Raw genomic sequence first — 17267 nt, 5'->3', positions numbered from 1 at the left:
CGTGGCGAGGCTAGATTCCGCCACCACCACCGCCGCCACCGCCACCACCGCCGATACCACCGCCGCCGGCACCTCCCGATTGCACTTGGGAAGCAAAGCTGAAGTTCTGCACGTTTCCGATACCAGTGAACGAAGGAGTGGCTGAAACTCGCACGTAGCGACGGTCTGCAGAAACTACCGCTGTGGCGGTCATCTGGACGCCGTCCGGAAGTACTTGAATGATTGGCTGGAATCCGACGGCACCGATCTGGCCTGCCAAGGCCATTCGACGAGCCAAGTTGTTGTCGCCACCCGCCCCACGTAGGGCAGCGATCCGGGGATCAGAGAATCCCCCCAATTGCTGGGCTAAGACTGACTGGCTGAGCGCCTGTTGACGGCCTACAGCAATTTGTAATTGCTGATCCTCGAGTGATTCCAGACGGCGACCATCTTCAAGTTCAAAGACTGCCATGGAGTCAGAATCGTCTTGTATTTTGACGTGTTGCCGTTCATGAGCCTGGCGATCAGTGCCGTAATGCTTGTAAATATCGACGATAACTTTGTCGGCGACAACGTCGCCATCTATTTTCCGCAAGCGAGCACGGTATGTGCCTGGGAACGCTTGGGCACAAGTGTAGGTTTCGGTAAACGATGAGGCACGTTCGGGAGTATCGTCCTCAGGAGAAATATCACCGCTGCAAACTCCACCCCCTGGTGTGCGTGGTTGCTGGAGTGAGCACACCGTGCCACCAGGTTCTTCGACGATCAAGTCGATGTCTGCATCACCCGACCAAGTAACTTTTATGACCACATCACGAGACAAGGCTTTCTCGCATTGTTCTCGGTACTCGGCATAGAGTGGATCACTATTTTTCTCCATCGCTTCGAGAGTGGCTTTGGCAACTCGGAAAGCCGTGTCATAGACGTGTTGCTGATCGCTGGGCCAAGAATTCTCAAGAATTCCCACGGTTGCCCAGCGAATCCCTGCGGAATCATCAACGCGTTGCGCCGTTTGCAAACCAAGGGCATACGCCTCGGGATGGAGTCCAGGCAACTTGGTAATCTGGCGATAGACGTCCAGTGCGCGCGAATCCAAATCGATATGCGACAGGTACTGGGCGATCAACAACAGCTGGTCAGGAGAAGTGCTAAAATCGCAAGCCGACATCACAGCCCGCTCAATTTCACTTTTGGGGCGGCCATCCAATTCCATCGCAATCCCCAAGGTTTCATACATCCATGGTTGGGATTGTCCGTGTTGGATCGCTGCTTGAATCATGTCGATCGTTTCAGCTGGATTGTCCTTTTTCATTAAGTCGCGGGCGATCTGGCGCACTTCGACTGCATCCAACTGCTCGTTCGCGAATCGCAGTTGCCAATCCACTTTATTCGCACTCTCGGGTTTACTCGAAGAGACACTGTCTTTCGAGGAGACGGCTGTTTCTTCGTTTGGCTGTAATACCTGATCTGGTTTCTTGGTCAGTTCATCACCGACGTTAAAGAATCCACCGCCGCCGCCACCTCCCATGCCACCACCGCCACCTCCCATGCCACCACCCATGCCACCGCCCATACCACCGCCCATACCACCACCCATGCCGCCACCCATGCCGCCACCCATGCCGCCACCACTGGAACCGACTCCTGTAAGGCCTGCATTCTGGATGGGAAGTACCAAATCGGCCACGGGATAAACCTTGACCTTCAGAGACTCGTTAGCTTTTTCTTCTGTCGTGATCAACAGCACTTCTTCATCAATCGTATACGTAAGATCTTCCAGGCCAGGTTGACGCAACAGCAGATTCAATGCCGAGCGGAGTGAAATACTACGCAAATTGATTGTGACTTCCGTATCGGGACTAATCGCTACTTCATCCAGAGCCGCATTGTCAAAGATGATGGGAATGTCGTACTCTTCCTGAAGGGTATTAATCACTTCGTTCAGGGGTTGATCTTCGTATTGAAGTGGAGCTTTGAGAGGTTCACGGAGTGCCGACTCGATTTGTTCTTCAGCCTTACTCCGTGCACTCAAATCCACCGAAGCGTATTTCTTGCGACGAGCTGTGAGAGCTTCCCACTCTTCTGCATCGGGATAGATGATTGGAGGATCGTCTGGGAACGGAATGCTTGAAAGTTCATTCTGATACATCGTGTCAAAGAATCCTTGCCAACGCGCAGCTCTGGTAACGGCTTGCAAATAGTGGTGTCGCTTGAAGGTTGCGTAGAGACTCGCTACGCGTGGTGTTACGCCATCGGGATCAATTTCTTCCACAACTTGGGCGACCTCTTTAGCTTCCAGATATCGCTTTTCGTCGATCAGCGCACTGAATCTCTCCATGAGTTGTTTCTGACGTTCAATGCGCTGTTCAAGTCGATCGTTGATTAGCTTGCTCTCACGGGCCGCGGCCAATGATTCTTCGCGTTCGCGATCAATCTCGTCCTTCAAGAAGGCCTGATGGCGTGCTTCTGCAAGAGTCGACTTCAATTTGCCTAGTAATTCGGCTCGTTTTTCCGGAGATAGATCCACAGCCCGTTGCACGCTCTCTAAGGCCAGTTTCAAGTCTTGGATCGTGCTCTGAGGGTCTGCTGACATGCCTGATCGCGCATTGATGACGACGTTCTGTATTTCTTTACTAAGCATGTCTGCATAAACACGGCGTTCTTGCTCGACTTGGTCAAGAAATTCGCCATCACGGGACATAGGTCCAAGTAGTTCCTCATTGGGTTGCACGAGCGTGATGTCTCCCGAGAGTGGAACTCCAGGTTCTACGACATACTCTTCTTGGGGATAAATGATGGTTTCATCTTCAATGGGCACTTCGCTTTCGACAAAGTTCTGTACGGTCCGAGCTTGCACGTTCCCCGGGTCGCTCCGGAGGACAGCTTTGGCAATGCGACGGGCAGATTTGTGGTCACCCATGGCGGCTGCACGCTGTGCAACTTGAGTGAATCCGTCTAAGCGTGCACCGATCATGCGAGCAACGTCTCTGAGGCCGTTCGAACCAACCGTCGGCAATGAAAGTCCCTGATCAGGTTTAGCGATCTCGATAACTTCCGTCAGAAAGGCATTGTCGTCCGAAGTTTCCTCGGGCGCTACGCTCCATTTGAAAGCCTCATTGCCAGCTTTGATTTCAACATCGAGTGAAGCTGGCATTTGGTCGGTAGTTGACCCAACAATTATTGTGTCCCGATCGGACCTCAGTGGAGGCACTGCGGAAGGATAGTATTGTCCCATTTCCGGGGGGAGTTGGGCTTCAGTTGGCCACATTACTTTTCCATTGATGGTGGCAATTAGGTCTTTGCCAGCTAACTGTGCGTTGCGAATCAGGTCACCTTCGTTTTGTTGGATAGTGAGATTGCCACCGCTTTGGTTCGCAAGAACGGCCAAGAGTTGCGAATCGAGTCGTGGCCCGACTGCGAAGCTTGATACACTCGCCTGAGTCGCTCGAAGCTGGTCGATTGCTTTTTTGAGGGTTGGGGTGTCGAGTAAATTGGCAGTGCTGATTCCGTCACCGATGTAAATAATAGATCGTTGGACGCCATCCACGGAGTTCAATTGCCCGACGGCTTTGGTAAGGGCTGCAACCATATCAGTTGAGCCCAGCGGGACCTGCCTGCGAAGCTCTGCGACGGCGGCTTGCATTTCTGCGCTCTGGGGCGCTACGAAAGCCTTAGTAAGTCGATTGGTATCGAGATCGACACCCATGAGTTCGACCTTATCAGTTGGACGCAAACCAGCGAGTAAGGTGTCGAGTGCTGCGAGTGCTGATTCTCGGTACTCACCCTGTTGGCTGGCCGAAGTGTCAAACAAGACCACAACCGCTGACCGTTCAACTTCCTTTTGTGGCATGTCGGCCATGAGACTTACTGCGTATGCAGTCTGGCCCTCGTGCTCATAGGTGATCATTCGTGACGAGTCCGCGGCTATGGCTGAATTAGCCTTTGAGCCGATCAAGATCGTCGTAACAAACAAGCAGGCTGCAATTAATGGATACTTACGCATTGAAGCGCTCCCGTTCTGTAACTTCGGCGAAGGTGCCTGGATCTGTTCCGTTGGTGCAACCCACGCGGGGCAGGGAAACTCCCCCCTGACACAGAGCGCAGATCAGCTATGAATCTCCAACTACTCTTAGTTTAAGCTGACTGAATTCGATCTGCCACAAGAAATTGGGCAGAATAAGTCGAGATATTTCGGCTTGAGGATTCCTCTGGGTAGCCAAGTGAGGCAAAATTTCACAGGAGAATCGCTACGATCTGCATTTCTGGGTTGTAGTTTTGGGCTGACTAGCAGCATAATTGCCCCGATTCGCTGCTTTCGGTTTTGCGACAGACCAGTCGCGAGAGGCACATTCAATATAGTCATGCGGATTAAGCCATAGGCCATTTTTCTGTTCCTCCTGGGTCTGGGATGGCATTTTGGACACCTGTGTGGCATTTTGTTCTCGGAATGGGCAACCCTAAGCTTCTGACAAGAATTGGACTTTTGTGTGTTTGAATGGCCGTTGATTTTAGCTCAGGCGCCCTCGCTCTCGTTCGACGGGAAGATTGCCATATTCACGACGGTGGCGATTTTCTTGGCCATGCAGCGCAAGCGGGTTGTACCGATTGACTTACTGTTCCTCTCGGGCTTGGTAGTGCTGACACTTACCGGCGTGTTGACTCCCAGCCGCGCGTTAGCTGGGTTTTCGAACAAGGCAGTCGTGTTGATCGCAGCGTTGTTCGCTGCTTCAGCCGGACTGAGATCGACAGGGGCCTTGGACTGGATTGGCAACCGGTTGCTTGGTAGTGCTACTACGGAGCGAAGTGCGTTATTCCGATTGGCAGCGGCCGTCGTTCCTTCTTCGGCCTTTATTCTCAATACCCCTCTGGTAGCGATGATGGCCCCGGTGGTAGTTGACTGGTGTCGACAACGCAACATCTCCCCCTCTCGGCTGCTGATTCCACTTAGTTATCTAACGATCGCTGGAGGAGTCTGCACACTTATCGGTACCAGCACAACGCTCGTGATTAACGGCAGATTGGCTGCGATGGTGAAAGAAGGGATTTACTCTCCCGAGATCAAAGAACGAATTGGCGAGCTTACTTTTTTTGAGATTACTGCGGTGGGAGTACCCGTGGCTCTAGTGGCGATCGGCTATATGCTGTTCGTGATTCCTCGCAGATTACCGGATCGATCCGAACTACTCGAGCAGTTTGGCGAAAAGCATCGAGAGTATCTGGTCGAAATGCACGTAGAAGAAAAATGTCCGTTGATCGGAAAGAGCGTTCAGAATGCAGGGTTGCGGAATCTTCCAGGTTTGTTCCTTATCGAAATCGACCGTGGTGGTGAGACTATTACCCCTGTGAGTCCCCAAGACAAAATACAATCGGGCGATCATTTGGTCTTCACGGGAGTAGTGACTACTATCGCGGATCTGGAACGAATTCCGGGATTGGTCCCCGCAGTCGATTCGACGTTTGAGACGACACCCTCAGAGCGGACCCATCGGCAATTGAGTGAGGCCGTGCTTTCGTCCACATCACCACTGATCGGACTCACTATCCGAGATGCCGATTTTCGAAAGCTCTACAATGCGGCTGTGGTGGCCGTGCATCGCAATGGTGAAAGGCTGACAAACAAGGTGGGAAACGTTCGCCTTGAACCGGGAGACACGCTTCTCTTGCAGACCCGCAATGAGTTTGTGGGTGCCCATCGGCACAGTCGCGACTTTTATTTGGTCAGCAGTGTAGGGGCAACCACAGCACGCCGACATGATCGCGCACTACTCGCGGCAATCCTATTTGTAGGACTAATTGGTTGGCTGACTCTGAGCAGTCTGAAGCCCGACCTGCTGGCATGGGGCAACTTTTCAGCCAGAGATGTTCACTCAATTGCAGCGATCACAGTCGTGCTGCTGATGATTGTTACCCGATGCATGACCACCTCGGAAGCCCGTACAGCAATCGACTTACAGGTTTTGTTAACGATCGCGGCAGCCCTGGCACTTGGAGAAGCACTTGATCAGAGTGGAGCTGCGAGGTGGCTGGCTAGCACAATGGTGGATGGTGCTACGACACTCGGAGTGAATGATACATGGAAACCCTATTTCTTACTTGCCTTGACCTATGTCATGGCGCAGCTTTTTACCGAGTCGATCACTAATGTGGCGGTTGCTACTACCATGATCCCCGTTGCGGTAAACCTAGCAATCGTCGCCGGGTACGATCCGAGGCCGTTTATTGTTGCAGTCACAATGGCTGCCAGCTTGAGTTTTGTTACCCCGATCGGCTACCAGACCAACCTAATGGTGATGGGCCCCGGCGGGTATCACCCCCGGGATTATTGGCGAGCAGGTTGGCCTTTGGCTTTGATCTTGACAGTGACGGCGCTCACGCTGATCCCCCGTATCTTTCCCTTCATTCGCTGACTTGCCATTGCCAACGGACCTTTTTTGCCCCGAAGTTCGACTCACGAAAAAGCCAAGTCTTTTCATTTGGAGCTTGTGATTTCAGAACTTTCATTCTGTTCGCTTTCGGCAAGCAGGTCGTCGACTAGGTCTTCGATAACTTTGTCGCTAGTTGCACCTTTCCAGTTCAATTCGCCTTGCCACCAGTGACGAATGTAGCCATTTTTGTCGACGACGTAGACGGTCGGCCACATGGTGTTACCCCAAACCTTCCAGTTCTCTGATTCCAAGTCGATCATGATCGGAAAATAGAGGCCTCTCTCTCGGGCAGCTTCTTTGACCGCTTGGGGATCCCGTTCAAGACTCGTTTCAGGCGTTTGAATGCCGACGACCGCCACCCCCTTGTCGGTCAGCTCTTGGTACCAGCGTTGATAGATTCCAAAATTGGCGTGACAGTTGTGGCACTGAAAGGCGTAAAAATGAACCAAAACGACTTTGCCACGCAATTCGGCCAACTTCAGCGGTGCTGAATTGATCCAGTATTTGACGCTGACGAATTCCGGCGCCATGGGATAGATGCGTTTGAGTTTCGTCGTATCGAACGCTTCGCCGAGAATCTTGCTGAGTTGTTCTTTTTGCGAGGTGGTTAGGTACTGGGTCAGTCCTGCCCGCTCCGCCTCAGCTGCTTTTTTGAGTTCGGATTGAAGCTCGGGGATCTTCGGATCGCCGTATTGGGTGTTTTGCAAGTTCTGTTCAGCAGCTTGGACATCCCTGGCCAACTCGGCAAGACTTGCTTGCTCAGCGGCTTGCAATTCGATCTGTTTGGCAAGATCGGGTCGCAACAACATGCGTCCCGCTTGTGAATAGTACTCGAGTTGTTGTAGCCGCTGTTGCTGGTCAGGCTTGGTATGCTTATCAAACCAATTCCAGACTTTGCCCTCCAATTCAGTGACAATTGTCGACTGTTGATCGCGCGGCAGGATTCGCGCAGCGAACCAGCGACCGTCGATTTCCGAGAAGAGCCCTTCCAAATCTTTCACTTGCTCGTTCGTCAAACCCAATTCTTTGTGGACCTCCGGGGCATGCAAGAGGCTTAGTAGATGTCGTGGGATCAGATCTGAGTATTGACCGAGATCAGTTGGAGTCTGAGGTGCTGCGACGACCGGAATCGCCAGCAGAGTGAGCAAACTGATTAGTACCAGAGTTGACTTCATTATGGATTACCTCCATTTTATCGTTGAAAGCGGATCATCCCCGCATTGATGTGAGTCGCTTGCTGGGTACGGAATCTTACAAACAATTTACCGAATTCTATGGCCTTGTCGAATAATCTCCAATTTCCACAACCTGTCGTCGCTGGCGTGAAATTGCCAACTTTGAGATGTCCGAATAATGGGGCAAGGGCAGTCATAAATATCAATGAGAGGTTCGCACCGCCAGAGCCCATTATTTTCGGCCACTAGCTGTAACATTAGACATTTTTTGGGAAACGGATTGAATTTAGACTTCCGCAGAATCTGTGTTTCATCCGTAAAAAACCGAGGCTAGAATTCTCTCAGTCCAGCTACAGGTCATCCTCTCCGGAAAACCTTGCAAATGAACCGCTAAATCACCATGATCGTAGGGAGTTATGGTGCGCCAGGCAATTTGCGTGGCTGACGCGGTTTTGAGTTAGTTTTTTGCTCACCTAGCATGTGGGGCTTTCGAACATGAAACGATATTTGGCATTTGGCTGTTTGATGGGACTCTTGGGACTTGCCGTGGGTACATCCTCTTCTGAGTGGATTAATAATCTTACTCATCCTTCTGGAATTGCGTATGCCGTGCAACCGGGCGTTGCGGCAGGAGTGGATTCCTCGCCGAATTGGGAGGTTCGCCCAGGTGCGGGCAACTCTCTAACTCCCGAAGAGCAAACGAACATCTACGTTTATGAACACGCCAACCCGAGTGTCGTGAATATCAATACTCGTAGCGTTCAGATCGATCGCTTCTTCATGATGCAGCGCGAATCCGAAGGCTCAGGTTCGGGAGCCATCATCGACAAGTCGGGGCACATTCTCACTAACTCCCATGTGGTTGACGGCGCCAATGAGGTCGAGGTAACACTCGCATCCAACAAAACCTATACCGCTGTGCTGATTGGAGAGGACAAGGAACACGACATCGCCGTGTTGAAGATTCAAGCACCCAGCAAGGAACTGACACCAATTGTATTGGGGACATCGGAGAACGTACGAGTTGGCCAGCGAGTATATGTCCTGGGCAATCCCTTCGGATGGGATGGGACACTTACAACCGGAATCGTCTCTAGTCTCAACCGCGATTTGCCAAGTCGCGTGCCGGGCCGCGCGATGAAGTCGCTCATTCAAACCGATGCGGCCATGAACCCAGGCAATTCGGGTGGTCCGCTCTTAAGCACGAATGGCGAGATGCTCGGCATGTGCGTAGCGATTGCCACCAAGACGGGGCAGAATGCCGGCGTTGGTTTTGCCATTCCCATCGACCGCATCAAAATGATTGTTCCGGAGTTGATCGAGCACGGTCATGTCGTTCGCGCAGATATTGGTATCACACACGTTATGGAAACGGAGTCGGGTCTGGTGGTCGCGCGTCTGGCTCCCAATGGACCTGCTGAGCGGGCTGGGCTGCAAGGATTTCGCAGAGTCGTTCAACGTCGCCAGCAAGGTCCTGTTATTTATGAGACCGAGACGGTCGATCGCAGCCACGCAGATCGCATCCTGGCCGTCGACGGAGAAGCGATTCGGACGGGGGCCCGTTTTCTCGACAAGATATTGGAATACAAGCCCGGCGAGGTGGTTTATCTCACGATTCTTCGCGACGGTCAGCAATTGGAAATCCCAGTTACCTTGGTGGAAGAGTAGATCTTCTACTTTTATTCATTTCGACGTAAGTCACTTCCAATACAAGAGTTAGGATGCATGACTCCCCTGGCCTGGGGGGCTTAACGGCCATACTTTATTTGCAATGTTTGGCAACTGGCCGGTTTTGGTGGTTGCAGTTGCTGCTCGATTCGTTAAGATTCTGCGAAAGATAAATGCACGTTACGATATCCCATTGTGCGTGCCTAGTTATTCACCCCCGCCTTAGAGTTTCTCACTCACCATCCCCCAGTCAGGATGACATTCGTACCAGGCCTTCGTTTCAGGCCGCACTAAACGGAATTGGTCGTTCTCAGTATTCAATGCACACCCTGTAGATTCTCGCCCGGTGTGTTGCCGGTCGGTTTTTTTTCTAGTGGCGAAGCTACAACATAGTTCTCGCCTCGAAAGGAGTTGAAATGGTTGAAGTTTTAGCAATGACCGCAATCGCTTTGATGTCATTTGGAATTTCTAGTGATTCTGCCGAGTGGCAGTCTGACTATGGCAAGGCCTTGGAAGCGTCTCAAGCAGATTCTCGACCTTTGTTGATTGTACTCGACAATCCTAGCGATCCCGCCGCGGCCGCTTCTGAAGAACAAATGGTGGCCGAAGGTGAGCAAGAAGAATTGCTCAACGCCTATGAGCGCTGCCATGTGGATGTTTCCACTGAATACGGGAAGCGAGTTGCAGATGCATTCAAAGCGACGGAGTTTCCCTTTGCGGCGATCATCGATAAGACCGGTTCAGTTGTTCTCTGCAAGAAGACCGGCAAGGTTTCCGATGAAGAATGGCAGAAGACTTTGAGTACCTATCAGAGTGGTGTAAAACCTCTGCGTATTGAGCAGACTTCCTTCTTCCGTGGGAGCGAAGGCGTCGACACGTCGGTCGTGAGTCCTTCGTACTGCCCTTCGTGTCAGAAAAAGGCCCAGCAAGGCTATTGAGTTCTGCACGCAAATCGATTGCATTCCAAGGTGCGGCTTGCTACGGCGGGTCGCACCTTCTTCAATTTGATGATCCTCAGCAATTAGCTAGTGCCGCACAAGCCCAGGACAAATATCGAGCGATAACTGTTCGAACAAGCCGGCCCGATAGCGTTCCACGGCGATCGCTCCCATTACCGCATTATCGGTGCACAGCTTTAGGGGGGGGATGAAGAGTTCATATCCGATGCGACCAGCGTGGTCAGCGATCCGCTGGCGGAAATGTGAATTGGCGGCGACGCCTCCTCCGATGCATAGGCGCTGGAAACCCGTTTTAATGAGGGCAAGTTCGGATTTGGCAATGAGGCAGTCGACCACGGCGTCCTGAAAACTGGCTGCCATGTCGGCAATTCGCTGCGGATCGAGTTCGGCGATTGCTTCTGGATCGACTTTGCCGGGGCCAAACAGTTCGTATCTTACGGCCGTCTTTAGACCGCTGAAACTGAAATCAAGTCGCTCTGGATTGTCCTTCAGGGGTCGAGGCAGTTTGAATCTTTTCGGATTGCCGTTTTCCGCTGCCTTTTGGATCGCCGGTCCACCGGGATAGCCCAGTCCCAACATGCTGGCCACCTTGTCGAAAGCTTCCCCAGCGGCGTCGTCGATAGTGCTGCCAAGTGGTGTGAAGTCCAGAGCCGTTTCGCAACGATAAAGGTTCGAATGCCCGCCGCTGACAATTAAGCCCACGCAGGGAAACACGTTGAGGCCACTATCTATTTGACAGGCGTAGATATGGGCCTGGAGGTGGTCGATGGCGATCAACGGGATGTCGTGCGCGAAACTGAGTGTTTTGGCAGCAATCAGTCCCACGAGAAGCGAACCGGCCAGGCCCGGTTGATTGGCGACAGCAATCGCGTCTAAGTCGGCAAGATCAACCTGCGCCTGCCTCAATGCTTGGTCGATGACCGGCATGATTCGTTCGACATGTGCCCGCGAGGCGATCTCGGGTACCACTCCGCCATAGCGGTCGTGGAGATGACTCTGCGAAGCGACCACCGAGGAAAGCACATTGAGTTGATCGTCGACAACGGCCGCAGCGGTCTCATCGCAGGTGGATTCAATCGTTAAAAGTCGAATCATGGTTTAACAGACGGCGGGCTGAACAACTGGGTATTCATCGGAGCAGGGGAGGGGGGCAGCGAAACGCAAATGATGGACCCAAGCCGGTGGGACATTGGCCAAAACGATTTTACGCTGGAATTCCCACCTAGCTAATTCCTGCCGCAGGATTTGATCGATGCCTTGTAATCGTTTTCTTTCATCCCTAGAACTGACCATTGCTTTGAAGTTGCGAATGGCCACGTACTCAAAGAAACTCAGCGTGCACCCTTCGGAAGCCAGGCTATGAAAGTGGTCGAGAACCTGCTGCACAAATTCGCAACTAAAATTGTTAAGTGGAAGGCCAGAGACGATGCACTCGTATTTCTCACTAAGGGGAAGTTGTTCAACAGGCAACTGCATGACTCGAACTCGATTTGCCACTCTCTGCCACTTCTCATCTTCATTCAAGCGTTGCCGCAGTATCTCAGCAAATCGCTCGTTAAGCTCCACCAGATCGAGTCGATCTTCAGGGCCAAGACGCGGGATAATCTCCGCAGTGACTGCCCCGGTGCCGGGGCCGACTTCGAGAATACGACGAGGTCGTTCGTCACGCCCCACCTGTCTGGCCAATGCCCGACTCAAGCGGCGGCCACTGGGCAAGACCGCTCCAGTAGTGTGAAATGTCTGGCGAAACTCCTGCCAGAAAACCCGGTATTCTGAGAACCACTTGCCCATGCAGACATTCTAAGAGTTCTGAAAGACGGTTCCTAGGCGTCAAAGTTGGCCAGGTTCAAAAGTCGTACCACAATCCCATGCCGATCTGTTGCTCGAATTGCTCAAGTGGACCGTTGAATGCAAATTGGCTGCTTTTGCCGTTGTAGTAGTGCACGCCCGTGCGAAGCACTTTGCCAGAGTAGCCACGCCAGAGCCAGCCTGCCTGTCCGGTGAAGCTGCCGCCGAAATCGAGTTCCTCGCGCAGATATCCATTCACGGCGAAGAATGGTGTGCCTAGACATCCGGTAGGACCGGGTTGGGCGTAATCGAGGCCGAATTGGAATTCCCAGGGGTCGGCTCCTTCATTCGCGTAGAAGGCCCACCCTCCTTCGGCATACCATCTCCAGGCGGGTAGAGGGAAAAAAGAAAAGCCAAGTATGATTTCGTCGCGGGCATAGTTGACTCGATCCGAGGCAGGTATGCCGGTTCGCTCGATGTATTCATCCCCCAAGTGGGAGCTGAGGTGATAGTAGCTTAATTTCCATTGGACACGCTCCGCGCCGTAGATAAGTGGCATACCGAAACGGAAGTCTGCAGCTTCAAGGTCCCAATTCTCATCGAGATTGATGCGAGGCATCCCCGCACCTTCGATCTGCAATTCCCACCCCATAGGCCGACCATGGCAGCGAGTCCCATAGCGAACTATTGAGGCTCGTCCTCCGAGCGTCACATCAAGAAGAGTCATTCCATCGCTGAGTTCTTGGAACACAACGCCTGACATGCGAGATTCTTTTACACCGGCCCAATAGGAATGCCATATCACATCGCCGGGCAAGAGTTCCCAACTCCAAGCTCCGTTTCCTTGGGCTACGATGTTCTGGTAAGGCATCATTTCGCCTTGCACCGGCATTGCCATTGGCATGCCGTTAGTCGGATTTACGCACATCGGTTGGGTGCACATTTGTTGCAAGCCGACACATCCCGGCTGGCACGGTCGCATCTGCTCAAGGTCCAAGTCTGAGATCACATCGCTGTAGACCGGCTCACAAGGTTCGCACATGACATATTGCGATGGGGTAACTTCGATAGTCGCTGTTGGCTTATGAGATGGCGATGACGATTCGGCAACACGATAGTTTTTGACGGGTTCGACTGGTCGATAAGGCGTCCAGGAAGAGTTTCGCCCTCCGACAGATTGGGCCGTGACTATGATTGCCGAGAAGCAATGCGCTGCCAGAACCAGTACTGTGATGAAGCGAAACAAAACCATTTGAGTCAGAGCCAATTGTGATTTCTCGGATAGGGCAAGCAGCGAAAGCCCCCTCTGGGAGGGTGCGGAGGATAGGCGATGATTAACTTGCCGCGAAGGCCGATCTTGTTGCTTCTGGAGGCGGAACTTACAGAATCAGCTCCGTTTTGCTAGCATGTTGTGATCGACACTGTGAATGTTCAACGTAAAATACCTTTTTGCTAGCAAGATATCGCTACAGAGTGTTTCTAAGCATGGTCCTATTGGAAATGAGCATCGTCCCGATGGGCTCTGGGGAGAGCGTGAGCCAGTACGTCGCCCAATGCGTCGATCTGGTGGACAGAAGTGGACTGAATTATGAGGTTCATTCGATGGGAACGATAGTTGAGGGTGAGCTGGCAGAGGTCATGGATTTGATGAAGCAGTGTATCGAAAAGATGGCGGAAAAATCCAATCGCGTTACCTGCTCGGCCAAGCTCGATTTTCGTCGCGGGATGAGTGGGCGACTCACTTCTAAGGTCGATCGCGTCGAACAACATTTGGGGCGATCCATTCGTCGTTAATCAGCCTCGCTGTGATTCAAGGAATCATCGCAAGCGTTCTATCTTAATATTGAGAATACAAAATGACAAAATTTGACTGTGATGCAGTGCTTGGCCGTGTTCCCAGCGGTCTCTTTATTCTGACTGCTGGAAGTGGCGAGCGGGCCACCGGCATGCTCACCAGCTGGGTCATGCAGGCGGGTTTCGAACCGCCCATGGTTACGGTTGCCGTGCGATTGGGTCGTTATGTAGAAGAATGGCTAAGTAGGGGGGAACCCTTTGTACTGAATATGTTGGGTGAAAATCATATGGAGATGATCAAGCATTTCGGCAAAGGGTTTGAGCCAGACGAGCCCGCCTTTACGGGACTCAATTTGAAACATTGCCCACGGGCGGTTCCCATCTTGGCCGACTGTATGGGGCATCTCGAATGTGAGCCGGTGTCGCACATCAGTTCGGGTGACCACCGCATCTTTCTCGCCAAGGTGGTGAGAGGTGCCCTACAAAGTGACACCATGCCGACGGTGCATATCCGCAAGAGTGGGAGCAATTACTAGTTCGCCAGTCTCTTGCGTCCTTGGCTCGCCAAGCAAATCATCGCAAGGACGGCCAGAAAAATCGCCCCTGGCTCGGGCACATGCTGCGTTGCCAGCAGAATACTGTCGCCAAGCGATTCACCGTACTGCTGCTGCCAGATTAGCAAGTCCGCGGCATCCACGACTCCGTTGAGCGAAGCATCCGCGACTGTTCGTGTCGTCGAATCAAATAGACGTTGCCAAACTAAAAGATCCCGCCCATCTACGTCGCCATCGATGTCATAGTCGCCGCGTGGGCCGGCGGCACGGTTGATTGCCAGCGCACCGGTCGCATAGTCCTCGACACCCACACCATAGGCAAACGCCAGAAGAAACGGCTCCGAGGCATTAAAGCCCGGAGAGAGTACTCGTGCGAAAACTCCATAGACTCCGAATGCGGCAGCAGGAGAATTATCGAGTTCGTAGCGCAGGTAATGCTGATGCGAGTCGGGGGTAATTGATTCGGACACAGTCAATTCGCTTTGTGCCGGCTGTGTGAATTGATCGATCGTCAGGGAACCTAGTAAATCCGTTCTGCGGAACTTGAAATCGGGGTCATTCTCTGCCTCGCTAACATCGTGGCCCGTAGAATCCCAATACCAAAGCCACCGCAGCCGTTGGTTGGAGTCGGTTAAGTCGTGTCGTCCAAGGATTTCAAGCTGCAAAGTTGAACCGCTCGTCAAGCCTGATATGTCAAAGCCAGGCAGATCAGTTCGCACAGTTAAGCCAGGAAAGTCGAGGCCTGCATCCTCCGACGGGTCGAATGCCTTCGTCGAGAAACCACTGGCCAATGCGAGACCCCCGTTTGTAGTCAACGTGCCGGCTTCAACATCGATGTGGATGGGTGATCCGTGCCCCACGGCATTCGTCGCTGAAAGTCCTGCTGTCAAGAACGCTAAACAGATGGACAAAAAGTGGTTTTTCATCTTTGGTTTCCCGATAGGTTATTGGGGTTTAGCAAAATCAATCACTGACGTGGCCCACTGTGCGATTTGGTCTGAGGGGATCGTGGCAACGTGACCATCCAGGTAAAGATAATGAGCCGTCTCATTGTGTCGATCGATCTGCACCTCTCGTCGTATTTCCTCAAGGACAACGTCGTCGAATACGTTGATTGGTGAAAACCAGTCGGTCGAATGTGTGTGTTCGTTATCTGGTATGGCCGATAATTTGTCAGCGATTTCCATCGACACGATCGTGCGGCTAGTGGCGGAAATCTGTCGGAGGTTGCGAGCGGAGTATTCACCCGTCGTGGTTAAGTAGTTGTTGATGACATAACTCGAAGCGCGGTTTTGCAGGCGTTCGTCGGCTCGGAGGTCTTCGGGACAGATTCGAATGCTATCGACATTCTCCAGGTACGGAGCGAGAGTAAAAATCCAGCTTCGCTCTCCTTTAACCTTGCCGGCGTGCCACCAATCGGGCAATTCGCCGTCGTGCGTATCAACATATCGGTGAGTTGCCAGCCCAATCTGCCTCAGGTTGTTCTTGCATGAGGCAGAGCGCGCGGCAGACCGCGCGCTCTGCACTGCTGGCAAGAGCAAACCAACCAGCGTGGCAATGATCGCAATCACTACCAGCAATTCAACTAACGTCATCGCACGTTGGCAGTTTCTCATGGCATTTGCCGACGAGAGGATCGACTTAGATCACCTAAAACAATCAGAGACAAGAGACCAACTACAGAGATGCTCAGCATCGAAGGTTCGGGTACAATCACTTGGACCAAGCTAGAATCGATTGGCAGCCAGGCAATTGCTTCTTCAAGATCACTCGCACCATTTTTCGTTAACATAAAATAAAACGGGTCCGATGCGGCTATTGACTGGTCTGAGCTCGAGAGTTGCATGCTCAAGAGGTAGATGCCGTCTGGCAAAAAGCTAGTATCTGAATTACCGTCGCCAAGCATGCGGTAATTGACGGTGTTATGCACTTCGCTTCCTTCAGAGGCATATGAGATGCCTGCGCCGCCGGGAAACTCTAAGCTTGCAAAAGGTCCCGAGTCAGATGTTCTTGCTAATGCCGATGGTGCTACCGAAGTGCCGCGATACGCTTCGGCTTCACTCGCCCCAGCATCTGCGAATGCACTCCCGTTCCAAGATTTCAGTCCGTCGATAAATCCCAATACGAACTTTGACCCGACTGGGAAGGGCTCTGGATTAGTCGTTGCATCATAGCCGAAGCCGTATGCAAAACCTGGCCAACCAATGAAGGCGGAGTCGGGCTGAGCCCGCCAAACGCTGGCAACCTTTGCGAGTGGCATCACATAAACTTGTTTGGGATTCGTCAATACAGTGTCGTAATCGGAAGCATCGACAATTTCACGTGTTACAATTTTACCGGAATCATTGGTCGTTTGAATTTGCGGACCATGAGCCATCACGCTGGTCAAGCAACAACACATTGCCATGACCAAAACACACATTTTCGAATACATGTTTTGTTCTCCTCTCGAGAAACTGGGAATACACCGGACCAGCGCGCACGTTCAGTTGTCGCGAAGCGCCTACGAAATTCCTTAGAAACAGAATTTGCCTTGCGGAGTTAACTCGCTGCGAATTCTGGAGGAGGCTTCACCGAATCGAAAGAAGGGGATCCGTAAAGAGATTCGAATGGCAAGGCAATCAAGCCATTTCTGTCGAGCAGATTGTCGCTCGCCAAATTGCTCACTGGAAGTGATGGGGGCAGCAGGGATACTGTAAGCGAATGCCCGTGGCACTTGAGGGCATGGATCGCAATGATACCCGGTAGCCGAGCAGTAGTTTTGACTCGTGAGGGCTGAGAGCAGCAGCTGGACTTATCGGCTTGCCGCGCAGCAAGTACCCTAGCTCGGCAGCACGGTTTTAGATTCGCCAGTTCAACGTCCAGCTCATCGCATTGAGTTGCTTTGCAATTATCCTCCACTGTTTCGTCTTCGCAGTGTTCTAC

12 protein-coding genes and 1 pseudogene are annotated in these 17267 nt (G+C 52.4%); 5 read left to right on the top strand and 8 right to left on the bottom strand.

Annotation, left to right across the window (positions count from 1 at the left end; translation table 11 throughout):
- Positions 1–10: 10 nt before the first annotated feature.
- Complete coding sequence (locus tag Pla144_RS08515; RefSeq protein ID WP_146450027.1) at positions 11–3982, bottom strand: VWA domain-containing protein; 3972 nt, start codon at positions 3980–3982, stop codon at positions 11–13.
- Between the two features lie 484 nt (positions 3983–4466).
- Between Pla144_RS08515 and Pla144_RS08510 the strand changes: the two genes are divergently transcribed.
- Entirely contained in the window at positions 4467–6386 is a 1920-nt protein-coding gene (locus Pla144_RS08510) for an SLC13 family permease (RefSeq protein WP_146450025.1), read from the top strand.
- 62 nt (positions 6387–6448) lie between these two features.
- Here the strand turns inward: Pla144_RS08510 and Pla144_RS08505 are convergent, their stop codons facing one another.
- Entirely contained in the window at positions 6449–7579 is a 1131-nt protein-coding gene (locus tag Pla144_RS08505; RefSeq protein WP_146450023.1) for a redoxin domain-containing protein, read from the bottom strand.
- Positions 7580–8074: 495 nt separating this feature from the next.
- Between Pla144_RS08505 and Pla144_RS08500 the strand changes: the two genes are divergently transcribed.
- Both Pla144_RS08500 and Pla144_RS08495 read left to right on the top strand, forming a co-directional pair.
- Positions 8075–9247, top strand: coding sequence for a S1C family serine protease (locus tag Pla144_RS08500; RefSeq protein ID WP_197530510.1), 1173 nt, complete (start codon positions 8075–8077; stop codon positions 9245–9247).
- 416 nt (positions 9248–9663) lie between these two features.
- Entirely contained in the window at positions 9664–10185 is a 522-nt protein-coding gene (locus tag Pla144_RS08495) for a hypothetical protein (protein ID WP_146450021.1), read from the top strand.
- Positions 10186–10272: 87 nt separating this feature from the next.
- Here Pla144_RS08495 and tsaD read toward each other — a convergent pair whose 3' ends face one another.
- From tsaD to Pla144_RS08480, 3 genes are read right to left on the bottom strand one after another with little or no spacing between them, the layout of a single operon-like run.
- Positions 10273–11301 (bottom strand): tRNA (adenosine(37)-N6)-threonylcarbamoyltransferase complex transferase subunit TsaD, encoded by a 1029-nt coding sequence (tsaD, locus tag Pla144_RS08490; RefSeq protein ID WP_146450019.1) that lies wholly within the window; start codon positions 11299–11301, stop codon positions 10273–10275.
- Positions 11302–11304: 3 nt separating this feature from the next.
- Entirely contained in the window at positions 11305–11997 is a 693-nt protein-coding gene (locus Pla144_RS08485) for a class I SAM-dependent methyltransferase (RefSeq protein ID WP_146450017.1), read from the bottom strand.
- Between the two features lie 55 nt (positions 11998–12052).
- Positions 12053–13261: a DUF1207 domain-containing protein gene (locus Pla144_RS08480; RefSeq protein WP_197530509.1), complete on the bottom strand. Its 1209-nt coding sequence runs from the start codon at positions 13259–13261 to the stop codon at positions 12053–12055.
- A 218-nt stretch (positions 13262–13479) separates the two neighbouring features.
- Here Pla144_RS08480 and Pla144_RS08475 point away from each other — a divergent pair, with 218 nt between their 5' ends.
- On the top strand, positions 13480–13788 hold the full coding sequence (locus Pla144_RS08475; protein WP_146450012.1) for an MTH1187 family thiamine-binding protein: 309 nt from the start codon (positions 13480–13482) through the stop codon (positions 13786–13788).
- 62 nt (positions 13789–13850) lie between these two features.
- Entirely contained in the window at positions 13851–14324 is a 474-nt protein-coding gene (locus tag Pla144_RS08470) for a flavin reductase family protein (protein ID WP_146450010.1), read from the top strand.
- Here the strand turns inward: Pla144_RS08470 and Pla144_RS08465 are convergent.
- The 3 genes and pseudogenes from Pla144_RS08465 to Pla144_RS08455 form a co-directional block, all read right to left on the bottom strand.
- Positions 14321–15268 (bottom strand): hypothetical protein, encoded by a 948-nt coding sequence (locus Pla144_RS08465; RefSeq protein ID WP_146450008.1) that lies wholly within the window; start codon positions 15266–15268, stop codon positions 14321–14323. The two genes, Pla144_RS08470 and Pla144_RS08465, sit on opposite strands and share 4 nt — an antisense overlap.
- Positions 15269–15700: 432 nt before the next feature.
- Positions 15701–15958 (bottom strand): annotated as a pseudogene (locus tag Pla144_RS25665) (type II secretion system protein); the annotation flags it as partial.
- Positions 15955–16776, bottom strand: a complete 822-nt coding sequence (locus Pla144_RS08455; RefSeq protein ID WP_146450004.1) for a hypothetical protein — start codon at positions 16774–16776, stop codon at positions 15955–15957. The pseudogene Pla144_RS25665 and the gene Pla144_RS08455, both read right to left, overlap by 4 nt.
- Between the last annotated feature and the right edge of the window lie 491 nt (positions 16777–17267).

The sequence above is a fragment of the Bythopirellula polymerisocia genome (genome assembly GCF_007860015.1).
GTDB lineage: Bacteria > Planctomycetota > Planctomycetia > Pirellulales > Lacipirellulaceae > Bythopirellula > Bythopirellula polymerisocia.
This window is presented reverse-complemented; position numbering and strand designations above follow the sequence as displayed.

Coding starts and splice junctions, on each gene's coding strand:
- Pla144_RS08515 (WP_146450027.1), bottom strand. CDS start 3,982: ATGCGTAAGTATCCATTAATTGCAGCCTGCTTGTTTGTTACGACGATC.
- Pla144_RS08505 (WP_146450023.1), bottom strand. CDS start 7,579: ATGAAGTCAACTCTGGTACTAATCAGTTTGCTCACTCTGCTGGCGATT.
- Pla144_RS08500 (WP_197530510.1), top strand. CDS start 8,075: ATGAAACGATATTTGGCATTTGGCTGTTTGATGGGACTCTTGGGACTT.
- Pla144_RS08495 (WP_146450021.1), top strand. CDS start 9,664: ATGGTTGAAGTTTTAGCAATGACCGCAATCGCTTTGATGTCATTTGGA.
- tsaD (WP_146450019.1), bottom strand. CDS start 11,301: ATGATTCGACTTTTAACGATTGAATCCACCTGCGATGAGACCGCTGCG.
- Pla144_RS08485 (WP_146450017.1), bottom strand. CDS start 11,997: ATGGGCAAGTGGTTCTCAGAATACCGGGTTTTCTGGCAGGAGTTTCGC.
- Pla144_RS08475 (WP_146450012.1), top strand. CDS start 13,480: ATGGTCCTATTGGAAATGAGCATCGTCCCGATGGGCTCTGGGGAGAGC.
- Pla144_RS08470 (WP_146450010.1), top strand. CDS start 13,851: ATGACAAAATTTGACTGTGATGCAGTGCTTGGCCGTGTTCCCAGCGGT.
- Pla144_RS08465 (WP_146450008.1), bottom strand. CDS start 15,268: ATGAAAAACCACTTTTTGTCCATCTGTTTAGCGTTCTTGACAGCAGGA.
- Pla144_RS08455 (WP_146450004.1), bottom strand. CDS start 16,776: ATGTATTCGAAAATGTGTGTTTTGGTCATGGCAATGTGTTGTTGCTTG.